Here is a 21,094-nt window from a genome sequence, read left to right as displayed (position 1 = left end):
AAAATATACATCTTTCTCAACGCAGAAAATCATATATTGGCATTGTATAATGTTAACATAGCCAAAAATAACCGTCAACGTTTTTTTGATTTTATGATATAATATCCTTTTTTCTTTTCTACAACCTCAACTTCAGAAAATACCTCCTCTAGTTTTTTCAGCGCAGATGGTGCACCTTGCTTCTTTTGAATAACAATCCAAAGTTCTCCACCTGGAACTAAATACTCCACAGCTTTTTCTAAAATTTCATGTACGACATCTTTACCCGCACGAATTGGAGGGTTAGATAGAATAGCAGCATACTTGCCATCTACATTTCCATAGACGCTACTTTGAAAAATACGTATATTCTCGATTTTGTTATTAGCGGCGTTTTCTTTCGCAAGTCCAAGCGCCCTTTCATTCACATCCACCATGTGAACTTCACGACCTTGAAACTCTTTCGCTAGCGACAAACCAATAGGACCGTATCCGCAACCTACATCTAATATATTACCTTTAATATCTGGCATTTGAAAAGCTTCAATTAAAAGACGGGAACCAAAGTCCACTTCGTTTTTCGAGAACACCCCATGGTCGGATAAGAAAGTAAATTGAGATCCACGAAGTGCAAATTCCCATCGCTTACGATCACTTTTACTAGAAGGGTCGTTAGAAAAATAATGGTCTGCCATATGGCCACCTCTCTTCTTTACAGTTAAAAAAAAAGCTCGCATGAGAGCGAGCTTTTTTTAAAGCATCAAAAGTTAATTACTTAACTTCTACAGCAGCGCCAACTTCTTCAAGTTTAGCTTTGATTTCTTCAGCTTCTTCTTTAGCAGCAGCTTCTTTGATTACTTTTGGAGTGTTGTCAACTAATTCTTTAGCTTCTTTTAAGCCAAGACCAGTGATTTCACGAACAACTTTGATAACTTTGATTTTTTGTGCACCAGCGCTAGTTAGTTCCACATCAAATTCAGTTTTCTCAGCAGCAGCTTCTCCAGCGCCACCAGCAACAGCTACAGGAGCAGCAGCAGTTACGCCGAATTCTTCCTCGATAGCTTTTACTAAGTCGTTAAGTTCTAATACAGTCATAGATTTAACTGCTTCAATGATTTGTTCTTTAGTCATTGTAAATATCCTCCCTTAAATAGGTTTGTATTGTTTTATCGATAATACGTAATTATCTTTTAAAAAATTAAGCGCCTTGCTCTTCCTTTTGTTCTGCAACTGCTTTAGTAGCAAGTGCAAGGTTACGGATTGGAGCTTGAAGAACGCTAAGAAGCATAGAAAGTAAGCCTTCACGTGATGGAAGAGTAGCGATTGCTTTAACCTCATCAAGTGTTACAAGTTTACCTTCGATTACGCCCGCTTTAATTTCTAAAGCTTCATGATTTTTAGCGAAGTCGTTTAATACTTTCGCAGGAGCAACTACATCCTCGTTACTGAACGCGATTGCGTTTGGTCCTGTTAAGAATTCGTTTAACTCAGCCATTTCAGCAGATTCTGCAGCACGACGAGTTAGAGAGTTTTTGTAAACTTTGAACTCAACGCCAGCTTCACGTAATTGCTTACGTAATTCTGTTGCTTCAGAAACTGTTAAACCACGGTAGTCAACAACGATCGTAGATTTACTAGCACGAAGTTTGTCCGCGATTTCAGTTACAACTTGTTGTTTAGTTTCGATTACTTTGCTCATGTTATTACACCTCCTGTAGATTATATAGAAGATGTACCGAAAGTGCACTAAAAACCTCCATGCCCAACTTGTAGACATGGAGGCATATAGTCACAGAAAAAAAATTCCGTTTCGTATATTAACACCTAGGTAGGAAATTAAGTCTATTGACACCTACTGTCTACGGTACACTATTTAAATTCACAACATAAATGATTATATTAAATCTTCTTTATGAAGTCAACTTCCAATTTTTACGCTAATGTAGAAACGTCTACACGTACGCCAGGTCCCATTGTAGAAGCAACTGTTACGTTCTTCATGTAAGTACCTTTTGCAGCAGATGGCTTAACTTTTAATAAAGTATCAGCGATTGTTTTGAAGTTTTCTACTAATTTAGCATCTTCGAAAGATACTTTACCGATTGGAACGTGGATGTTACCAGCTTTATCAACGCGGTATTCAACTTTACCAGCTTTGATTTCGTTAACAGCTTTAGTTACATCGAAAGTAACTGTTCCAGTTTTAGGGTTTGGCATTAAACCTTTAGGTCCTAATACGCGACCAAGTTTACCAACTTCACCCATCATGTCAGGAGTTGCTACTACTACATCGAAATCGAACCAACCTTGTTGGATTTTACCGATGTAATCAGTATCGCCTACGAAGTCAGCTCCAGCAGCTTCAGCTTCTTTAGCTTTTTCACCTTTAGCGAACACTAATACACGTTGTACTTTACCAGTACCGTGCGGAAGAACAACTGCACCACGGATTTGTTGGTCAGCTTTCTTAGGGTCAACACCTAAACGGAATGCAGCTTCTACAGTTGCATCAAATTTAGCTGTGTTTGTTTTCTTTACTAATTCTACTGCTTCTGTTGCAGAGTAAGCAGCTGCACGGTCAACAAGCTTTGCAGCTTCTACGTACTTTTTACCTCTTTTAGCCATTTTTATTTCCTCCTCGAATGTGGTTTTAGCGGAATAACCTCCCACGTTTACGCCTGTTTTCAGGTATAACCTGAGGATGAGCGCCATCCATTTATTTAAAAACGATAATCATTTACGATAATAAAGGTTGCGAATTGGAATTCCAGACCCGCAACCTTTTTTTAAAAACAAATCGAATTAGTCTTCGATAACGATGCCCATACTGCGTGCAGTACCTTCAACCATACGCATTGCAGCTTCTACGCTAGCAGCGTTTAGGTCAGGCATTTTAGTTTCAGCGATTTCGCGTACTTTATCACGCTTAACAGTTGCCACTTTATTACGATTTGGTTCACCAGAACCAGACTCAATACCAGCTACTTTCTTAAGAAGAACAGCAGCAGGAGGAGTTTTAGTAATGAAAGTGAATGAACGGTCCTCAAATACCGTAATTTCAACAGGGATGATAAGACCAGCTTGATCTGCTGTACGAGCGTTAAACTCTTTACAGAAGCCCATGATGTTAACACCTGCTTGTCCTAATGCTGGACCAACTGGTGGAGCTGGGTTAGCTTTACCTGCAGGAATTTGAAGCTTTACCATTTTAATTACCTTTTTAGCCACGAGACACACCTCCTTAAGTCCGTGATGTGGTCAATTGGACAGTGATTTGCCCTCCCACGTCATATTTTATCTGTAAGGATAAAATCTTTCAAAAAACGCCTCCGATAATGAAGACGTACTGACTTAAAAGATATTATCACTTTTTACAATTCATTTCAAGTTTCATTTTATAATTTTTCAATTTGATGGAAGTCAAGTTCAACTGGAGTCTCGCGACCAAACATGTCCACAAGTACACTAACCTTTTTCTTCTCCACATCAATTTCTTCAATAGCACCTGTATAATCTGCGAATGGCCCCTCATTTACACGTACTGTCTCATGAAGTTCAAAGTCGAAATCAACCACTTCGTTGTCCATTCCCATATGTTTCATAATGGTAACAACTTCCTCTTCTAATAGAGGCGATGGCTTAGATCCAGAACCAGAAGAACCAACGAACCCAGTTACACCCGGCGTGTTACGTACAACATACCAAGAATCATCAGTCATGATTAATTCTACTAATACATAACCTGGGAACACTTTTCTTTTCATTAATTTTTCTTTTCCGTTTTTCATTTCTACTTCTACTTCTTCCGGGACAACAACACGGAAAATTTTATCTTGCATACCCATTGATTCTACACGCTTCTCTAGGTTTGCTTTTACTTTATTTTCATATCCAGAATAAGTATGGACAACATACCAACTTTTTTCCATTCATTTAGGACGAGCGTCCTTCCCTCCCTGACGTACATTTTTTTGCGCAAATGAAAAAACCCGTTCACCGGGCTTTTACACAGTTCTTATAAATAACATTATATCATGGATAAGTGCTTCTTATTCAAGAATTAACCAAGAATTAACCGAATTAAAGAAGAAATGCCCATATCAACTACTGCGAAGAAAATCGCAAAGAACACAACTGTAGCAACAACAGTCGCTGTTGAGCGGAGTAATTCATCTTTTTTAGGCCAACTTACTTTTTTCATTTCGCGACCTACATCGCCGAAAAAGTTCGTTAAACGCATCTGCGGGACCTCCAGTGTATTATTTCAATTATTTATTTTGTTTCCTTGTGAACTGTATGCTGATTGCATGTTTTACAAAACTTTTTTATTTCAAGTCGCTCTATTGAGCTCGTATCTTTCATAGTAGAGTAGTTTCGATTTTTACACTCTTCACATGAGAGTACAACTTTTTTCCTCATTAGTTACACCAACCTTGTAACATTATGTCCCTAAAAATGTATCATACAATAAAAGACAATGTCAATGACATGCATTTTGTACGCTCTACAAAAGAAAACAGGTGATTTATTTTACACCTGTTGCACTTGTTATTTGTTATGAATTTAAAGTTGTACTTTCTCGCATTTCCATATATCGTTCCAATTTCCTCTTCACCCGCTGTAAAGCGTTATCAATAGATTTTACATGTCTGTTTAACTGTTCTGAAATCTCTTGATAAGAACGCCCATCTAGATATAAAGAAAGTACTTTTCTTTCTAAATCGCTTAATAATTCTGATATTTTTGATTCTATGTCTGTATATTCTTCTTGGCTAATAATCATCTCTTCAGGATCAGTTACCTTCGCTTCAGAAATAACATCCAATAATGTTCGATCAGATTCCTCATCGTAAATCGGCTTATCTAAAGACACATATGAATTTAAGGGAATATGTTTTTGTCTTGTTGCCGTTTTAATAGCGGTAATAATTTGTCGAGTGATACACAGTTCAGCAAATGCTTTGAATGAAGACAGCTTGTCCTCTTTATAATCACGAATTGCTTTAAACAACCCTATCATACCTTCTTGAACAATGTCTTCTCGATCGGCACCCACTAAAAAGTAAGATCTTGATTTCGCGCGAACAAAGTTCTTATACTTGTGAATTAAATATTCTAGAGCGTCAGTATTACCTTTTCGAACTAACTCAACGATTGCCTCATCCTCTAAATCACGAAATGTAACGTCGCCTACACTTACGAAGCCTGCTTCCACCTTGATCCCTCCGACCGCTATTTATTTAGCAATATTATACAGTAAAAAGACAAAGAGCGTCAATGCTTCAACGCTCTCCTCTTCTTAATTTTTCTAATTTTTCTGTAATATCTTTACTAAATATCTTTCGCATGGCGGGTTGCTGTTCTTTCGTGTCTTTTGTACGCCTTCTTACTTGTTGCTCCATTGCCTGTACTTCCAACTCTAATTCACGCGCAGATTTCCGAAGGGCACCTTGCGCAAATATAACCCATTGTTCCGTGTAATCAGAAGTCGCAACATATATTCGTGTATTTATATTTCTAAGCTCTATCGCAAGTTGCTCTATCTTTTCATCTGCAGTTTGATTCTTTCGTGTGAATATTACTTCCACACGAGATTGTTTCATCTTTTTTTCAATACCATGTACTGTATAGGCATCAAAGACTATCATCACTTTTGTGCCTGTATAACCTTGATAATCCGCCATCTTATCAATAAGTGCATCTCTTGATGATTGTAAATCTACATCCCGCAGTTTCTTCAAATCTCCCCAAGCTCCGATAATGTTGTAACCGTCAACGATTAAAATATCGTTCATCTTTTATTTACCAATTTCGTGACGTTTACGATATACCTCATACATTAACAAACTTGCGGCTACGGAAGCATTTAAGGATGTAACTTTACCAACCATCGGTAGAGTGATTAGGAAATCACACTTTTCACCAATAATACGGCTCATACCTTTTCCTTCACTACCAATTACTAACCCAATCGGCATTTTACCATCTAAATTACGATAATCCGTTTTTCCTTTGGCATCTGTACCAGCAATCCAAAGTCCACGTTCTTTTAATTCATCAATTGTACGGGATAAGTTCGTTACGCGTGCAACAGGAATGTATTCAATTGCTCCTGTTGATGCTTTCGCAACTGACGCTGTAAGCCCCACAGCCCTTCTCTTTGGAATAATAATCCCATGAGCTCCTGTCGCATCAGCAGTACGCATAATAGAACCTAAGTTATGCGGATCTTCAATCTCATCTAAAATTAAGAAGAATGGATCTTCATTACGTTTTTCTGCCACTTTGAATAAATCTTCTAACTCCGCATACTGATATGCAGCTACTTGAGCGATTACACCTTGATGATTACCCTCAACTAATTGATCTAACTTTTTCTTTGGTGCATGTTGTAAAATAACCTTATTTTCTTTCGCTAACGCTAGTACAATCTGCACTTGTCCTTTGGCAGCACCTTCTGCGATCCAAATTTTATTAATATCTCTCCCTGATCGTAACGCTTCAATTACAGGGTTACGTCCGATAATATATTCACTACTCATGATGATGTGCCCCCTTCCTTTTCTTCTAAAACTGCAATTGCCTTATATACAATTTCGTCTAATCTTTCACGGTTATTTAATAAATGATGATAACCAATTAGCGCTTCAAAGGCTGTACTATGTCGATATGTTTGTACATCCGTATTTTTCGGAACCGTACCTGAATTTGCATTACGTCCTCTTCTTAATACCGCCTCTTCTTCCTCTGTCAAAAACGACGTCTCTAATAAATGATAAACAACTTTCGCCTGTGCTTTTGCTGAAACAAAGCTCGTCCCTAAGCGATGTAATTGATTAGGGCGAACCTTTCCTTTTTGAAGGAGGTGATAGCGGATATATTGTTCATATACCGCATCACCCATATACGCTAACGCCAAGCTGTTTAATTGCTTTGCATCAATCATCCTTATCCTCTTTTCCATCTTGTACCTTGAGCGGTATCTTCTAAAATAATATTACGTCCTTTTAAATCGTCACGAATTTGATCAGACAATGCGAAATCGCGATTTTTACGAGCCTCAATGCGCTTTTGGATAAGTTCTTCAATTTCTTCATCCAGCAATTCTTCTTGCGTTAATTCTAATCCTAAAATATCAAATAACGTTTCCAATTGTTTTACGTATGCTTCGATCACAACTTTAGATGTATGCTCTTCAAGTAAATATTGATTTGCATGATTGGCTACATTGTATAATTCGGTAATTGCATTCGCAGTGTTAAAGTCATCATTCATTGCCTCTTCAAATGCAGTCTGGAATTTCTCTATTTCAACTAACCATTTCTCATTATGGTCTGTTAAATCCGTACTGCTTTCCATACGATGCTTTAAGTTTCCATAAGCTGTTTTAATTCTTTCCAGCCCATTATTCGTACTTTGTAATAACTCTTCACTAAAGTTAATCGGATGACGATAGTGTACTGATAACATAAAGAATCTAATTAACTGTGGGTCGTATTGCTTAATAATATCGTGAACTAAAATAAAGTTACCAAGCGATTTAGACATCTTCTCATTGTTAATATTAATATATCCATTATGCATCCAGTAACGTGCAAACGTTTTTCCAGTCAATGCTTCCGACTGCGCAATTTCATTTTCATGATGCGGGAACGCCAAGTCTTGACCACCAGCATGAATGTCAATTGTATCCCCTAAGTACTTACGTGCCATTGCTGAGCATTCAATATGCCACCCTGGACGCCCTTGCCCCCAAGGGCTTTCCCAGAAGATTTCTCCTTCTTTCGCAGCTTTCCATAAAGCAAAATCAAGAGGGTCTTGTTTCTTTTCCCCTACCTCAATACGAGCACCGTGACGTAAATCTGCGATTGGTTGATGTGATAATTTACCGTAACCTTCGAATTCCTTCGTTTTAAAGTACACATCTCCCTCTGATTCGTATGCATACCCTTTATTCACAAGTTCTTGAATAAATTCAATAATGATATCCATATTTTCTGTTACACGAGGATGGACTGTTGCGTGTTTGCAACCTAGCGCTGTTACATCTTCAAAGTACGCTTCAACAAAACGATCAGCAATTGTCGGTACATCTTCACCTAATTCATTTGCCGCTTTAATTAATTTATCATCTACGTCCGTAAAGTTCGATACGTATTGCACATCGTACCCTTTATATTCTAGATAGCGACGTACTGTATCGAATACCATAGGAGGTCTTGCATTGCCAATATGAATGTAGTTATAGACTGTAGGTCCGCATACATACATCTTTACCTTATTTTCTTCTAATGGAACAAACTCTTCTTTTTGACGTGTTAACGTATTATAAATGTGAATAGTCATTTTTATCCTTCCTTTCTACCTTTACTTCCAGTTGTTTCTTCAATTTATCAAGTTCTACTTCCATAGCCTTTAATTTATCAAAAATTGGATCCGGAAGGTCAGAGTGATTTAATTCTTGACCAATCTTTACTCCATTTTGAATAACGACTCGGCCAGGTATACCTACAACTGTAGAATGTGCAGGAACTTCTTTTAATACGACAGACCCTGCCCCGATTTTAGAATTCTCTCCCACAGTAATAGAACCAAGGACTTTAGCACCCGTCGCAATTAATACATTATCCTGAATTGTTGGATGCCTCTTGCCTTTTTCTTTTCCTGTACCACCTAATGTAACCCCTTGATAAATTGTTACATTATCACCAATTTCACAAGTTTCTCCAATTACAACTCCCATTCCATGGTCTATGAAAAAGCGTCGACCAATAGTTGCTCCTGGATGAATCTCAATGCCAGTAAAAAAACGACTAACTTGTGAAACAAAACGTGCAAGAAAGAAAAAATCCCTTTTATAAAAAGCATGTGCAATTCGATGAGCCCAAACTGCATGTAATCCAGAGTAAGTTAAAATGACTTCGAAATAACCTCTTGCCGCTGGATCCTGTTCAAAAACGACTTCAATATCTTCCCGAAGCCTCTTAAACATCGATGTTCCCTCCCCTTTATGGGCTGCTTTTTCGAGTGAACTAACTCCCTACTTATCTCCCTAAATCTTTATACACGTAGATAAAATTTATACTCATACCCAGTTTTACGGTATAAAAAAAGACGCCTCTGTCATATTGACAGAGACGCCTTTTAAGCGCGGTTCCACTCTGTTTAGGCTAAAAAAGCCTCAAACTCATCTCTGATAACGGTGTACACCGCTTCTGCTTACTTTAACGCCTTAAGATGTTTCACAAAACATTTTGCTGTTCAGCAGAAGACTCGAAGGGGCATTTCAAAAACCCGCTTATAAACCACTTCCAGCCTAAAGGTGGTTCTCTCTGTAAAAAGCCTGATTTTCTACTTCTCCTTCTCGTCGCTTTTCCTTATTAGGTTTTAAGTATACTTATTATATTTCTAAACCTAGAAAATGTTAACCAATTACTTTTTGAAGACGATTTAAAACTTTTTCTTTTCCAAGAAGTGCAATAGCATTAGGAAGCTCTGGGCCATGTGTTTGACCAGTAGTTGCAACACGGATTGGCATAAATAAGTTTTTACCTTTATGACCTGTTTCCTTTTGAACTGCTTTAATAGCCGCCTTAATTGCTGCTGGTTCCATCGCCTCTAGTGCTTCTACTTGACCAGCAAATGCACGAAGTACTTCTGGTACTTGTTCACCTTTTAATACTTCTTGTCCTTCTTCTTCATGATCAACATGATCTTTGAAGAACATTTCAGAAAGCTCTACAATTTCAGCTCCAAAACTCATTTGTTCATGATATAACGCAATTACATCACGAATCCAAGCTTGCTCTTGTTCACTTAAAGTTTCACCTATACGTCCAGCTTTCACTAGATGCGGTAAGCTTAATTCTACCACCGTATCTAAATCTTGCTTTTTCATATATTGGTTGTTCATCCATTTTAATTTTTGAGAATCAAATAATGCAGGTGATTTTGATAAACGAGCTGCATCGAACATTTTGATAAACTCTTCTTTAGAGAAGATTTCTTCTTCTCCTACCGGCGACCAACCTAGTAGTGCAATAAAGTTAAAGATTGCTTCTGGAAGATATCCAAGCTCTTTATATTGCTCAATAAATTGAATAATAGATTCATCACGCTTACTTAATTTTTTACGGCTTTCATTTACAATTAAAGTCATATGGCCAAATTGCGGGATATCCCAACCGAAAGCTTCATAAATCATCATTTGTTTTGGCGTATTTGAAATATGGTCATCACCACGAAGTACATGTGTAATTTCCATTAAGTGATCATCTACTGCTACCGCAAAGTTATAAGTTGGAATTCCATCTTTTTTCACGATAACGAAATCACCGAAATCATTTGAATGGAATGCTACTTCATCTTTTACGATATCTTTAAATGTGTAATCACGATCAGCTGGTACACGGAAACGAATACTTGGAATACGTCCCTCAGCTTCAAATTCTTTCATTTGTTCTTCAGTTAAATCACGGTGGTTACCTGCATAACGAGGTGTTTCACCACGAGAAATTTGTCCTTCACGCTCTGCTTCTAGCTCTTCTTCTGTCATATAACATTTGTAAGCTAAACCACGCTCTAATAAATCTAGATATAATTTTTTATAAATATCTAAACGCTCTGTTTGACGATATGGTCCAAATTCACCACCAACATCAACACCTTCATCCCAGTCCATACCGAGCCATTTCAAGTATTTTAATTGGCTTTCTTCTCCACCAGCCACGTTACGTTTTACATCAGTATCTTCAATACGAATAATAAACTTGCCATCTAAATGACGAGCAAATAAATAATTAAATAATGCCGTACGCGCATTTCCGATATGTAAGTGTCCTGTTGGACTTGGCGCATAGCGCACTCTCACTTGCTTTTCCATAATTGGTACACCTTCCATTCTTAATGTCTACACATTCTATAATTGTACAACAAAAAAATGTGATTATCCATCTTACGAATTAAAAACCATTATTTTTTCTGTAATAATACCACTGCTTGAGAAGCAATTCCTTCTTCTCTACCTGTAAATCCTAATTTCTCTGTTGTTGTTGCCTTTACATTAATGTTATCTATAGACGTTTCTAACAGTTCACTAATACGTTTACGCATACTTTCAATATGCGGTGCCATTTTTGGCTTTTGAGCAATAATTGTACAATCTAAGTTCCCTAACTCGTAACCTTGTTCACGCACAAATTCCCAAACTTTTTGTAACAATACAGCTGAATCTGCATCTTTAAAAGCTGGGTCTGTATCAGGAAAATGCTTTCCAATATCTCCTGCTGCAATGGCACCTAAACATGCATCAGCAATCGTATGTAACAATACATCTGCATCTGAATGACCGATTAATCCTTTCTCGTGTGGAATTGTAATTCCGCCAATAATTAACGGTCTACCTTCCGCAAATTCATGCACATCAAAACCTTGTCCAATTCGAAACATTCTTTACATCCTCCTTGAGCTAAACCACTGAGCTTTATGACTCTATATTATATTGATATCCCTACAAAGAAAAGCCCGGCCATTGCCGAGCTTTCCTTTGTTATACACCATCACGGCTATTTTTTCTGAACATGAAGGAAACTTTCAGCAATTAGCAAATCCTCTGGAGTCGTCACTTTAATATTATAGTAACTCCCCTCTACTACACCTACTTGCTTACCAATACGTTCCACGAGACTTGCATCATCTGTACCAAGAAAACAACTCTGTTTTGCACTTCTATGAGCTTCTAACAAAAGAGAAACAGAGAACCCTTGCGGTGTTTGTACAGCCTTAAGCTGAGATCGTTCTACCGTTTCGACAACAACACCTTGCTCTACTTTCTTAACTGTATCCTTTACTGGCACTGCACAAATGGAAGCTCCATATTTTTCTGCTGCTGTTAATACGTCTTGAATCACTTTATTCGTTACGAATGGGCGCGCTCCGTCATGTACAAGAACGTATTCAACATCACTCGCATGCTGAATCGCGTTATATACACTATCTTGTCTTTCGGCTCCACCCTGAATAAATTGTACCTGTTTTTCAATCGGATACTTCTGCATTAATTCCTCAAAATACGGGCGTTCCTCTTCGTTAATTGCCATAACAATACTTTTGCACTCTTTATCTCTTTCAAAAGCACGTAATGTATGAACGATAATCGGTACTTCGTTTATAAGTAAGAACAACTTATTTTTGCCAGCACCCATCCGCTTTCCTTGGCCGGCTGCCGGAATAATTAATGTATACATATTAATAATCCTCTACCTATAATGCTTTTTCTAATAATTTACGTTTTGCGAAAATCATACGACCAGCCGATGTTTGTAATACGCTAGTAACCAGTACATTAAGTTGCGAACCTACATACTCTCTACCATCTTCTACTACAATCATCGTACCATCATCTAAGTACGCAACACCTTGGTTTTGCTCTTTACCATCTTTCACAACATAAACATTTAATTCTTCGCCAGGGAGTACAACTGGTTTAATTGCATTAGCTAAATCATTAATGTTTAACACCGTTACTCCTTGTAATTCAGAAACTTTATTTAAGTTGAAATCATTCGTTACTACAGTTCCACCGGTGATTTTTGCTAACTTTACAAGTTTGCTATCCACCTCTTGGATATCCTCGAAATCGCCTTCATAAATTTCTACCGGAATCGGCATCTCTTTTTGAATACGATTTAAAATGTCTAGTCCTCTGCGACCACGATTACGCTTTAAAGCATCGGAAGAATCGGCAATATGCTGAAGCTCTTCTAATACGAATTGTGGAATCACAATTGTTCCTTCCAAAAACTTCGTTTGGCAAATATCAGCAATACGTCCATCGATAATTACACTCGTATCGAGAATTTTCCAATGAGTCGTAGATTTTTCTGCTTCTACCTCTTCGTTCTCGCTATTATTTTTCTTCTTACCTCCGCGTTGGGGTAATGTAAATAATCCTAGCAATTCATTCCTCTTTTTAAATCCTACTTGGAATCCTAAATATCCAAGTAAAAGAGTGAAGAACACTTGCAACACCGTACTAATAACCGGAATTGTAAATTCACGAATCGGTATTAAAATTAAATATGCAACAATAAGACCAGAGATCAATCCTAATGTACCAAATAAAACATCTGCTACAGGCGCCTTTACAAGAGCCTCTTCAATATGCTTAATAAGTTGAACAATATAATCTACAAGCCAAAATGTTGTTAAAAATAAAATAATTGCACCAATAATCGCACGAACATAAGATCCTTCCAATAAAGGAACAGCACCGATGTCTAATACATTAATAACTTTTGGGATTAAGTAAATCCCTAACGCTCCCCCGATTACTAGAAAGAAGAGCTGTACGATCCGTTTTAACATCCAACCACCTCCTACTCATTATTAACCATTGTTTCGCTAATCAAAACGCCGAATGCAAAAGCGGACGTGTTTTTTTTTATAAATAGTTTTATTTACCAATATATCATATCATATACCAAAAATGTTCTAGTGTCGTTATATTATGGAATCAATGTAATATTCTTAATTGTGTCTACTCATATAGAGATGCTCTTGAATTCTTTTTAGGCCTTCTCGTATTTTCTTCGCCCTTACTTCCCCAATTCCTTCCACATCATCCAATTCATGAATAGTCGCGCGACAAACTCCTTGCAACGTTTTGAATCGATTAATTAAATTTTCAATGATAAGTGGCGGAACACGAGAGATTTTGCTTGTAATTCGATATCCCCTTGGCGTCACACTTTCTTCTAAACTGGTTTGCCCTGGATAGCCAAGTAATTTAACTAAATCACTATCCTCTAAAAGTTGTGTATTTGCAAGGTCCTGTAACTTTTTCAAAATTTGATGATGGTCTTGTGTTTTCTCCTGGTGATAATCTTTAATTAACAATGCTGCCTCTGCTTCTAAATCAGCTAGCAATTCTGTAAGCTGTAAACGAATTAACCTACCTTCTGTTCCTAGCTCATGAATATAGCTCAATATTTCATTTTTAATACGCAGTACCATTTCAACACTATGTAAAACGTGAACTACCTCAGACATTGTAACGACCTCTTCAAATTCTAGAATGCCCAAATTCGTAATACCATCATTCCATACAGCCTTATATTTTTCTAACGTTTGAATAGCTTGATTTGCTTTTGTTAAAATAACCCCTATATCTTTTAGTGTATAACGTAAGTTCCCTTGATATAGCGTAATTACGTTACGTCTTTGTGAAATGGCCACAACAAGGCTGCCCGTCTGCTTCGCTACACGTTCTGCTGTTCGATGACGCATACCTGTTTCAATAGAATCAATAGATGCCTCTGGAACTAACTGTGCATTCGCTATTAAAATTTTACTTCCCGTTTCATTTAAAATAAGTGCCCCGTCCATTTTTGCTAATTCATATAAACTAGCAGGAGAGAATGCACAATTAATGTGAAAACCACCATCCACAATACTTTTAATCTGCTCATTATATCCAAGAACAATTAGCCCCCCTGTTTGTGCGCGAAGTACATTATCTATCCCTTCACGCAGTGGTGTTCCTGGGGCCACGAGCTGTAAAATATTAATCATACTTTTGACACGTTGCTTATTTTCTTCCATAGCCTAGCCTCCTAATGTCAAACGAAGCGCTTCTCCTAAATTAGAAACACCTACAACCTCAATCCCATCCGGAATTGTCCATCCTCCTAAGTTTTTTCTAGGAATAATAACACGTTGAAATCCTAATTTAGCCGCTTCTTGTACACGTTGTTCGATTCTTGATACTCTTCTTATTTCTCCAGTTAATCCTACTTCTCCTATTACTGCATCAGTTGGTGCCGTAGATTTATCCCTAAAACTTGAGGCTATACTTAAAGCCACTGCTAAATCAATTGCCGGTTCGTCTAATTTCAAACCACCAGCTACTTTTAAATATGCATCTTGATTTTGCAATAGTAAACCTGTTCTTTTTTCTAATACTGCCATAATAAGCGAAACACGGTTATGATCAATTCCCGTCGCCATTCTTCGAGGATTTCCAAAACTAGTAGGGGAGATTAATGCTTGTATTTCTACTAAAACCGGTCTTGTTCCTTCCATTGAAGCAACTACTGTTGATCCTGCAACACCAACCGGCCTTTCCTCAAGGAAGATTTCGGAAGGATTTAAAACTTCCGCAAGACCAAGCTCTTTCATTTCAAAGATACCCATTTCATTCGTGGAACCAAAACGGTTCTTCACAGCTCGTAAAATACGATACGTATGGTGTCGATCTCCTTCAAAGTAAAGAACTGCATCGACCATATGTTCTAACATACGAGGTCCGGCAATCGCTCCTTCTTTTGTCACATGCCCGACGATGAAAATAGGGATTCCTTTTGTTTTTGCAAGTTTCATTAATTCCGCTGTACATTCACGTACTTGTGCCACACTTCCTGGTGCTGACGTCACCTCAGGTAAATGTATTGTTTGAATAGAATCAATAACAACAAAAGCTGGATTCATCTCTTCAATATGTGCTGCAATACGCTGCAGGTCTGTCTCTGCTACAACAAATAGATTGCTACCCTTTACATGCAAACGATCTGCACGAAGTTTAATCTGCTTTGCCGACTCCTCACCTGATATGTATAATACATCATATGAAGAATCTGCTAATTGCGATGAAATTTGTAATAGTAATGTTGATTTCCCAATCCCAGGGTCTCCACCAATAAGCACTAAGGACCCATCTACAATTCCGCCACCAAGCACACGATTAAACTCTTGAAATTCCGTTTCAATACGTGCCTCAGACTTTGTTTCTACTTCGGTAAGACGTCTTGGTTTTGTTACTTCCGTTTGAATTGCATTCGCGTAATTAAGGCGCCTGGATGATACAACTGGCTCCATTTCTTCAACAAGTGTATTCCATTGACCACATCCAGGACATTTACCCATATATTTTGGTGACTGATAACCACATTCTTGACATATAAATTTCGTTTTCTTTTTAGCCATATCTTTTTATAGTTCACTTCACTTTCGTCTATAAACGTTTATCCTTCTCGTACAAGAAAGAGGGCTATCGCGTAGCCCTCTTTGTTTGTCTATACTTATTTTACCTTTTCCGCACTATGAATGACAAATGATTCTCCTTCTACATCAAAGATAACTTTTTGTCCTTTCTCAATAGCACCTTTTAAAAGTTCTTCTGATAGTCTATCTTCTACATGTTTCTGAATTGCTCTACGAAGTGGACGAGCACCGTACTCACGATCAAATCCTTTATCAGCAATAGCTGAAATTGCCTCTTCCGTTAAGTGCAATTCGATTTCTTGTTCTTTTAAGCGATTTACTAACTGATTTACCATAAGAGTTACAATCTCTTGAATATGTTTTTTCTCAAGCATATGGAATACGATAATTTCATCAATACGGTTTAAGAATTCTGGACGAAATGCCTTTTTCAACTCATCCATTACTTTACCTTTCATATCCGAATAATCACGGCTTTCATCTTGGACATTAAATCCAAGATGTTTGTTACGTTTTAACGCCTCGGCACCAACGTTAGACGTCATAATAACAATTGTATTACGGAAATCAACTGTACGTCCTTTAGAATCTGTTAAACGACCATCTTCTAATACTTGTAGTAGAATATTAAATACATCCGGATGAGCTTTCTCTACCTCATCTAATAATACAACTGAATATGGCTTGCGACGAACTTTCTCTGTTAATTGTCCACCTTCTTCATATCCAACATATCCTGGAGGAGAACCAACTAAACGGGAAGTAGAATGCTTCTCCATATACTCTGACATATCGATGCGAATCATTGCATCTTCATCACCGAACATAGATTCTGCTAGTGCTCTTGCAAGTTCTGTTTTACCTACACCTGTTGGTCCTAAGAAAATAAATGAACCAATCGGGCGCTTCGGATCTTTTAATCCTGCTCTTGCACGACGAACAGCTTTTGCTACTGCTACTACTGCTTCATCTTGACCAATCAAACGATCATGAAGAATGGATTCTAAATTTAATAATTTATCAGTCTCTGTTTGTGCAAGTTTAGAAACTGGGATACGCGTCCATGTAGAAACGACATTTGCAATATCTTCTACCGTAACCTCTGAATTTTCTTTTCCTTGTTGCTCTTTCCATTGACGTTTTGTATCTTCTAACTTCTCACGTAAGCGTTGCTCCATATCACGTAAGGATGCAGCCTTTTCAAATTCTTGACTTTGTACAGCTGCATCTTTTTCTTTTCGAATCTCCTCAAGCTTCACTTCAAGCTCTTTTAAGTTTGGTGGTGTTGTATAAGAACGTAAGCGAACTTTTGAAGCAGCTTCATCAATTAAATCAATTGCTTTATCCGGTAAAAAGCGATCTGTAATATAACGATCTGAAAGTTTTACAGCTGCATCAATAGCGTCATCTGTAATAGATACACGGTGATGCGCCTCATAACGATCACGTAAACCTTTCAAGATTTGAATCGATTCTTCTAAACTTGGCTCATCAACATGAATTGGTTGAAAACGTCTTTCTAAAGCCGCGTCTTTTTCAATATATTTACGATACTCATCTAAAGTTGTTGCCCCAATACATTGTAGCTCTCCTCGTGCTAAAGATGGTTTTAAAATATTCGATGCATCGATTGCACCTTCTGCTCCACCTGCACCAATTAATGTATGAAGCTCATCAATAAATAGAATAATATTGCCTGCTTGGCGAATTTCATCCATCACTTTCTTTAAACGATCTTCAAATTCACCGCGATATTTTGTTCCAGCTACCACTGTACCCATATCTAGTGTCATAACACGCTTATCTCTTAAAGTTTCAGGAACTTCATTATTTACAATTTGCTGTGCTAATCCTTCTGCAATTGCCGTTTTACCTACACCAGGCTCACCAATTAATACTGGGTTATTTTTCGTTCTACGGCTTAATACCTCAATTACACGTTGAATTTCTTTACCGCGTCCAATAACAGGGTCTAAGCGATTTTCACGTGCAACAACTGTTAAGTCCCTTGCTAAACTGTCCAGTGTCGGTGTATTTGCATTTGTTGCTGAACCACCTTGATGACCTGAACTAGCTTCATTACTTCCAAGAAGTTGTAACACTTGTTGTCTTGCTTTATTTAGACTTACACCTAAATTATTTAAAACACGTGCGGCTACACCTTCACCTTCACGGATTAAACCGAGTAAAATGTGTTCTGTTCCAACGTAAGAATGGCCTAGCTTACGCGCTTCATCCATAGATAATTCAATAACCTTTTTAGCACGAGGTGTATAATGTACAGTTTGAGAAGCTTCTGTTCCTCGCCCAATTAACGCTTCTACTTCTTTTTGAACTTTCTCTGGACTTAATCCAAGAGCAATTAATGCTTTTGCTGCAATTCCTTCACCTTCGCGTACAAGCCCAAGTAAAATATGTTCTGTTCCAATATTATTATGCCCAATACGAATTGCTTCCTCTTGAGATAAAGCTAACACTTTCTGTGCTCTTTCTGTAAATCTTCCAAACATCATAGAAATCGCCTCCTACTTGCGCTTAGTTTTTTCAATACGTAATCGCTCACGGATTAAGGTTGCTCTTCGATAATCTCTTTCTTCTGGCCCTAAAGGTCCACCTGCGTATTGTTGTAAAATACCTGGTTGCGTAAGAACCATTAGCTCAGTCAAAATATTTCTCGATATACCTTTTATATATCCTAGATCAATACCAAGTCGTACATCTGATAAGCAATTGGCTGCTTCTGCAGATTGAATTAAACGACTGTTTGCTAGTATGCCGTAAGAACGATAAACCTTATCTTCAAGTTCAATACTTGAATTTTGTACAATTAATTCTCTAGCCATTTTTTCTTGCTGTATAATTTGTTGAATGACACTCTTTAAATCTGCAATAATATCTTCTTCAGACTTTCCTAGCGTCATTTGATTTGAAACTTGAAATATATTACCTAACGCTTCGCTACCTTCACCGTATATTCCTCTTACTACTAACCCTAATTTTTGAATTACTTGTATAATACGGCTAATTCTTTTTGTTAAAACCAGTCCCGGTAAATGTATCATCACAGAAGCTCTTAACCCTGTGCCAACATTAGTAGGACAACTCGTAATATATCCAAGTGATTCATCAAAAGCGTATTCAACTTCTTTCTCAATCCAATTATCTATTTGATTGGCACTTTGAAGTGCCTCTGATAACTGTAATCCTGAAAATAGGCACTGAATCCGAATATGGTCTTCTTCATTAAGCATAACACTAATATGTTCACTTTCTGATAGTAGACATGCTCCATATTCTGTCCCTGCAAGATTTGGACTAATTAAATGCTTTTCGACTAAAACTCTCCTTTGAAGAGGGGTTAATTCATTCATCTTTAATAGTCCAAACTCCCCAAAAGACCCTACTGCTTTATTTATGAATTTCTTTTTGAATAATTCATGAATCTGTTTAGCTTCTTCTTCGTTTTGCATAGTGGAAAATTGATATTGTTTAAAGTTACGAGCCAAACGAATTCGACTACTTAAAACAATATCAGAATCAGGGCCATCCCCCTTCATCCATGGACTAATTGCTTCGTTCATAATTTTGTCCAGTGACATAGAACTATTCCCCCTCTCTATGCTCACTAAGCTGTATTTCAAGACCTCGGATCTTATCTCTTACTTCTGCAGCTTTCTCAAATTCCTCTTTCTGTACGTATTGTTTCAGAATAAGTTTTAGTTCATCTAATTCTTTCTTTAAGTGGATATTTCCTTCTATACGTTCCGGAATTTTCCCACAATGTTCTGTATGCCCACCGTGAAGGCGTTTTAATAATGGCTTTAAATGCTCCTTAAATGTATCGTAACAAGAATAACAGCCAAAACGTCCGACTTTTGTAAATTGTTCATATGTCATCTTACAATCTGGACATCTTACTATATCTGCATTTGAAAATCCATTTTTTCCTTCTTCAAACATTGTTGATTCACCGTGTAATAAACCAGCAAATAAATCATGAAATGAAAAGTTAGACTGCGATGATGGAAAGAAAGACGTATAGCCACTTTGCTCTGCACATTGCTCACAAAGATGAACTTCCGCCTTCTTCTCGTTAATTACTTTTGTATAATGTAAAGTTGCTGGTCTTATATTACAGTTTTGACAAGTCATCACTATCCCCACCTTTACAACAGGAACGCTCTATCTCATGGTACTTTTCATACATTACTAGATTGTTCGCTTTCCTGAATCCGTTTAAATAAAAGTGCATGTTCTTTTTCAAAACTTCTACAATATTTAACTGCTTTATCTTAGTTATCAATCTTTTACAAAAGTTATATTTATTTATATTTCAGTGTTCTTAACATTGCGCATAATATTCGAGCCCTAAGTTCATCTCGAGAAGGAACATCCATTGATAATACAGAACGATCTATTACGCTTAACATCAGTTTCGCTTCACGATTTGTTATAATTCCCTCTTCTATTAAACGTATAATCATACTTTCTGCATTCCCTTGCGCAACGCTATGATCAATCATATGAAGCATTTGATCAATAATATCTATATCGTCATGCAGTTTGACTTTTATAATGCGAATGTAACCTCCTCCACCACGTTTACTTTCTACTACAAATCCTCTTTCTAACGTAAAACGGGTATTGATTACATAATTGATTTGAGATGGTACGCACTCGAATCGATCCGCAATCTCATTTCTCTTGATTTCAATCACATTATTATTACTTAAGTCAATAACTTGCTTTAGATATTGCTCAATGATATCAGATATATTTCTCATTTATCCGCCACCTTTATTGACTTTGACTATCTTTGACTTTAATTATATACGTATTAATAAAATTTGCAACTCTTTTGCTTATTCACTATCCTAGCCACATTCCCCTGTATTTAAACAAAATATGAATACTTTAAACACATTTTTTATTACTATGGATTATAAAATAAAACACGAAAAAACACGAGTCATTTGACTCGTGTTTTAGTTGCTTGGCGACGTCCTACTCTCACAGGGACAAGGTCCCAACTACCATCGGCGCTAGAGAGCTTAACTTCCGTGTTCGGTATGGGAACGGGTGTGACCTCTCTGCCATCATCACCAAACTATGAAGG

Annotated in this window: 24 protein-coding genes, 1 rRNA gene and 2 other annotated features; all 25 genes read right to left on the bottom strand. The window is 37.3% G+C overall.

All coding sequences use genetic code 11. The features are described from left to right. Window positions 1-74: 74 nt before the first annotated feature. The gene (locus tag ACYFX0_RS29190) at window positions 75-674 is read right to left on the bottom strand and encodes a class I SAM-dependent methyltransferase (protein WP_106082520.1); all 600 of its coding nucleotides are present in this window, start codon (window positions 672-674) and stop codon (window positions 75-77) included. Between the two features lie 76 nt (window positions 675-750). Next, window positions 751-1,110, bottom strand: a complete 360-nt coding sequence (rplL, locus tag ACYFX0_RS29185) for a 50S ribosomal protein L7/L12 (protein WP_000159736.1) — start codon at window positions 1,108-1,110, stop codon at window positions 751-753. A gap of 67 nt (window positions 1,111-1,177) precedes the next feature. Then, window positions 1,178-1,678, bottom strand: a complete 501-nt coding sequence (gene rplJ / locus ACYFX0_RS29180; protein ID WP_000048717.1) for a 50S ribosomal protein L10 — start codon at window positions 1,676-1,678, stop codon at window positions 1,178-1,180. A 39-nt stretch (window positions 1,679-1,717) separates the two neighbouring features. Then, window positions 1,718-1,862 (bottom strand) — a sequence feature (ribosomal protein L10 leader region). A gap of 49 nt (window positions 1,863-1,911) precedes the next feature. Next, window positions 1,912-2,604 (bottom strand): 50S ribosomal protein L1, encoded by a 693-nt coding sequence (rplA, locus tag ACYFX0_RS29175; RefSeq protein WP_002084079.1) that lies wholly within the window; start codon window positions 2,602-2,604, stop codon window positions 1,912-1,914. Between the two features lie 177 nt (window positions 2,605-2,781). Next, window positions 2,782-3,207, bottom strand: a complete 426-nt coding sequence (rplK, locus tag ACYFX0_RS29170; protein WP_001085872.1) for a 50S ribosomal protein L11 — start codon at window positions 3,205-3,207, stop codon at window positions 2,782-2,784. Between the two features lie 167 nt (window positions 3,208-3,374). Further along, window positions 3,375-3,908 carry a transcription termination/antitermination protein NusG gene (nusG, locus tag ACYFX0_RS29165; protein ID WP_000415794.1) on the bottom strand — a complete coding sequence of 178 codons (534 nt, stop codon included), beginning with the start codon at window positions 3,906-3,908 and terminating at the stop codon, window positions 3,375-3,377. Window positions 3,909-4,039: 131 nt separating this feature from the next. Continuing rightward, window positions 4,040-4,219, bottom strand: coding sequence for a preprotein translocase subunit SecE (gene secE / locus ACYFX0_RS29160; RefSeq protein WP_001241323.1), 180 nt, complete (start codon window positions 4,217-4,219; stop codon window positions 4,040-4,042). 32 nt (window positions 4,220-4,251) lie between these two features. Continuing rightward, window positions 4,252-4,398 (bottom strand): 50S ribosomal protein L33, encoded by a 147-nt coding sequence (gene rpmG, locus ACYFX0_RS29155; protein ID WP_014481927.1) that lies wholly within the window; start codon window positions 4,396-4,398, stop codon window positions 4,252-4,254. 136 nt (window positions 4,399-4,534) lie between these two features. Then, window positions 4,535-5,194, bottom strand: coding sequence for an RNA polymerase factor sigma-70 (locus tag ACYFX0_RS29150; RefSeq protein WP_000387198.1), 660 nt, complete (start codon window positions 5,192-5,194; stop codon window positions 4,535-4,537). A 67-nt stretch (window positions 5,195-5,261) separates the two neighbouring features. Further along, the gene (locus ACYFX0_RS29145; protein WP_000997887.1) at window positions 5,262-5,774 is read right to left on the bottom strand and encodes an NYN domain-containing protein; all 513 of its coding nucleotides are present in this window, start codon (window positions 5,772-5,774) and stop codon (window positions 5,262-5,264) included. 3 nt (window positions 5,775-5,777) lie between these two features. Further along, window positions 5,778-6,521: a 23S rRNA (guanosine(2251)-2'-O)-methyltransferase RlmB gene (gene rlmB / locus ACYFX0_RS29140; protein WP_000093762.1), complete on the bottom strand. Its 744-nt coding sequence runs from the start codon at window positions 6,519-6,521 to the stop codon at window positions 5,778-5,780. Next, window positions 6,518-6,925, bottom strand: a complete 408-nt coding sequence (locus tag ACYFX0_RS29135; RefSeq protein ID WP_000564265.1) for a Mini-ribonuclease 3 — start codon at window positions 6,923-6,925, stop codon at window positions 6,518-6,520. Before ACYFX0_RS29135 ends, rlmB begins: the two co-directional genes overlap by 4 nt. Window positions 6,926-6,927: 2 nt before the next feature. Further along, on the bottom strand, window positions 6,928-8,325 hold the full coding sequence (cysS, locus tag ACYFX0_RS29130) for a cysteine--tRNA ligase (RefSeq protein ID WP_000152279.1): 1,398 nt from the start codon (window positions 8,323-8,325) through the stop codon (window positions 6,928-6,930). Next, the gene (cysE, locus tag ACYFX0_RS29125) at window positions 8,306-8,971 is read right to left on the bottom strand and encodes a serine O-acetyltransferase (RefSeq protein ID WP_000476495.1); all 666 of its coding nucleotides are present in this window, start codon (window positions 8,969-8,971) and stop codon (window positions 8,306-8,308) included. Before cysE ends, cysS begins: the two co-directional genes overlap by 20 nt. Window positions 8,972-9,109: 138 nt before the next feature. Further along, window positions 9,110-9,356: a binding site (T-box leader), on the bottom strand. Between the two features lie 47 nt (window positions 9,357-9,403). Continuing rightward, window positions 9,404-10,861, bottom strand: coding sequence for a glutamate--tRNA ligase (gene gltX, locus ACYFX0_RS29120; RefSeq protein WP_000415148.1), 1,458 nt, complete (start codon window positions 10,859-10,861; stop codon window positions 9,404-9,406). Window positions 10,862-10,950: 89 nt separating this feature from the next. After that, window positions 10,951-11,427 (bottom strand): 2-C-methyl-D-erythritol 2,4-cyclodiphosphate synthase, encoded by a 477-nt coding sequence (gene ispF / locus ACYFX0_RS29115; RefSeq protein WP_000488386.1) that lies wholly within the window; start codon window positions 11,425-11,427, stop codon window positions 10,951-10,953. 116 nt (window positions 11,428-11,543) lie between these two features. Next, window positions 11,544-12,224, bottom strand: coding sequence for a 2-C-methyl-D-erythritol 4-phosphate cytidylyltransferase (gene ispD, locus ACYFX0_RS29110; protein ID WP_000288312.1), 681 nt, complete (start codon window positions 12,222-12,224; stop codon window positions 11,544-11,546). 16 nt (window positions 12,225-12,240) lie between these two features. Then, on the bottom strand, window positions 12,241-13,344 hold the full coding sequence (locus ACYFX0_RS29105) for a PIN/TRAM domain-containing protein (protein WP_000919681.1): 1,104 nt from the start codon (window positions 13,342-13,344) through the stop codon (window positions 12,241-12,243). A 162-nt stretch (window positions 13,345-13,506) separates the two neighbouring features. After that, window positions 13,507-14,580 carry a DNA integrity scanning diadenylate cyclase DisA gene (gene disA / locus ACYFX0_RS29100; RefSeq protein ID WP_000392164.1) on the bottom strand — a complete coding sequence of 358 codons (1,074 nt, stop codon included), beginning with the start codon at window positions 14,578-14,580 and terminating at the stop codon, window positions 13,507-13,509. 3 nt (window positions 14,581-14,583) lie between these two features. Further along, window positions 14,584-15,960, bottom strand: coding sequence for a DNA repair protein RadA (gene radA, locus ACYFX0_RS29095; RefSeq protein ID WP_001085199.1), 1,377 nt, complete (start codon window positions 15,958-15,960; stop codon window positions 14,584-14,586). Window positions 15,961-16,055: 95 nt separating this feature from the next. Continuing rightward, window positions 16,056-18,491, bottom strand: a complete 2,436-nt coding sequence (gene clpC, locus ACYFX0_RS29090) for an ATP-dependent protease ATP-binding subunit ClpC (protein WP_000971172.1) — start codon at window positions 18,489-18,491, stop codon at window positions 16,056-16,058. 12 nt (window positions 18,492-18,503) lie between these two features. Beyond that, entirely contained in the window at window positions 18,504-19,577 is a 1,074-nt protein-coding gene (locus tag ACYFX0_RS29085; protein WP_460272033.1) for a protein arginine kinase, read from the bottom strand. 4 nt (window positions 19,578-19,581) lie between these two features. Next, window positions 19,582-20,130 carry a UvrB/UvrC motif-containing protein gene (locus ACYFX0_RS29080; protein WP_000128376.1) on the bottom strand — a complete coding sequence of 183 codons (549 nt, stop codon included), beginning with the start codon at window positions 20,128-20,130 and terminating at the stop codon, window positions 19,582-19,584. 170 nt (window positions 20,131-20,300) lie between these two features. Next, window positions 20,301-20,762 (bottom strand): transcriptional regulator CtsR, encoded by a 462-nt coding sequence (gene ctsR, locus ACYFX0_RS29075; RefSeq protein WP_001244560.1) that lies wholly within the window; start codon window positions 20,760-20,762, stop codon window positions 20,301-20,303. A gap of 207 nt (window positions 20,763-20,969) precedes the next feature. Then, window positions 20,970-21,085: ribosomal RNA gene (gene rrf / locus ACYFX0_RS29070) — 5S ribosomal RNA — on the bottom strand. Between the last annotated feature and the right edge of the window lie 9 nt (window positions 21,086-21,094).

The organism is Bacillus sp. NEAU-Y102 (assembly GCF_054788175.1).
Note: the sequence above shows the minus strand (reverse complement) of the source record. Positions and strands in the feature narration are given on the sequence as shown.

What these genes read in the sequence shown, in the direction of transcription:
- ACYFX0_RS29190 (WP_106082520.1), bottom strand. Translation starts at nt 674, where the DNA reads ATGGCAGACCATTATTTTTCTAACGACCCTTCTAGTAAAAGTGATCGT.
- rplL (WP_000159736.1), bottom strand. Translation starts at nt 1,110, where the DNA reads ATGACTAAAGAACAAATCATTGAAGCAGTTAAATCTATGACTGTATTA.
- rplJ (WP_000048717.1), bottom strand. Translation starts at nt 1,678, where the DNA reads ATGAGCAAAGTAATCGAAACTAAACAACAAGTTGTAACTGAAATCGCG.
- rplA (WP_002084079.1), bottom strand. Translation starts at nt 2,604, where the DNA reads ATGGCTAAAAGAGGTAAAAAGTACGTAGAAGCTGCAAAGCTTGTTGAC.
- nusG (WP_000415794.1), bottom strand. Translation starts at nt 3,908, where the DNA reads ATGGAAAAAAGTTGGTATGTTGTCCATACTTATTCTGGATATGAAAAT.
- secE (WP_001241323.1), bottom strand. Translation starts at nt 4,219, where the DNA reads ATGCGTTTAACGAACTTTTTCGGCGATGTAGGTCGCGAAATGAAAAAA.
- rpmG (WP_014481927.1), bottom strand. Translation starts at nt 4,398, where the DNA reads ATGAGGAAAAAAGTTGTACTCTCATGTGAAGAGTGTAAAAATCGAAAC.
- ACYFX0_RS29145 (WP_000997887.1), bottom strand. Translation starts at nt 5,774, where the DNA reads ATGAACGATATTTTAATCGTTGACGGTTACAACATTATCGGAGCTTGG.
- rlmB (WP_000093762.1), bottom strand. Translation starts at nt 6,521, where the DNA reads ATGAGTAGTGAATATATTATCGGACGTAACCCTGTAATTGAAGCGTTA.
- ACYFX0_RS29135 (WP_000564265.1), bottom strand. Translation starts at nt 6,925, where the DNA reads ATGATTGATGCAAAGCAATTAAACAGCTTGGCGTTAGCGTATATGGGT.
- cysS (WP_000152279.1), bottom strand. Translation starts at nt 8,325, where the DNA reads ATGACTATTCACATTTATAATACGTTAACACGTCAAAAAGAAGAGTTT.
- cysE (WP_000476495.1), bottom strand. Translation starts at nt 8,971, where the DNA reads ATGTTTAAGAGGCTTCGGGAAGATATTGAAGTCGTTTTTGAACAGGAT.
- gltX (WP_000415148.1), bottom strand. Translation starts at nt 10,861, where the DNA reads ATGGAAAAGCAAGTGAGAGTGCGCTATGCGCCAAGTCCAACAGGACAC.
- ispF (WP_000488386.1), bottom strand. Translation starts at nt 11,427, where the DNA reads ATGTTTCGAATTGGACAAGGTTTTGATGTGCATGAATTTGCGGAAGGT.
- ispD (WP_000288312.1), bottom strand. Translation starts at nt 12,224, where the DNA reads ATGTATACATTAATTATTCCGGCAGCCGGCCAAGGAAAGCGGATGGGT.
- ACYFX0_RS29105 (WP_000919681.1), bottom strand. Translation starts at nt 13,344, where the DNA reads ATGTTAAAACGGATCGTACAGCTCTTCTTTCTAGTAATCGGGGGAGCG.
- disA (WP_000392164.1), bottom strand. Translation starts at nt 14,580, where the DNA reads ATGGAAGAAAATAAGCAACGTGTCAAAAGTATGATTAATATTTTACAG.
- radA (WP_001085199.1), bottom strand. Translation starts at nt 15,960, where the DNA reads ATGGCTAAAAAGAAAACGAAATTTATATGTCAAGAATGTGGTTATCAG.
- clpC (WP_000971172.1), bottom strand. Translation starts at nt 18,491, where the DNA reads ATGATGTTTGGAAGATTTACAGAAAGAGCACAGAAAGTGTTAGCTTTA.
- ACYFX0_RS29085 (WP_460272033.1), bottom strand. Translation starts at nt 19,577, where the DNA reads ATGTCACTGGACAAAATTATGAACGAAGCAATTAGTCCATGGATGAAG.
- ACYFX0_RS29080 (WP_000128376.1), bottom strand. Translation starts at nt 20,130, where the DNA reads ATGACTTGTCAAAACTGTAATATAAGACCAGCAACTTTACATTATACA.
- ctsR (WP_001244560.1), bottom strand. Translation starts at nt 20,762, where the DNA reads ATGAGAAATATATCTGATATCATTGAGCAATATCTAAAGCAAGTTATT.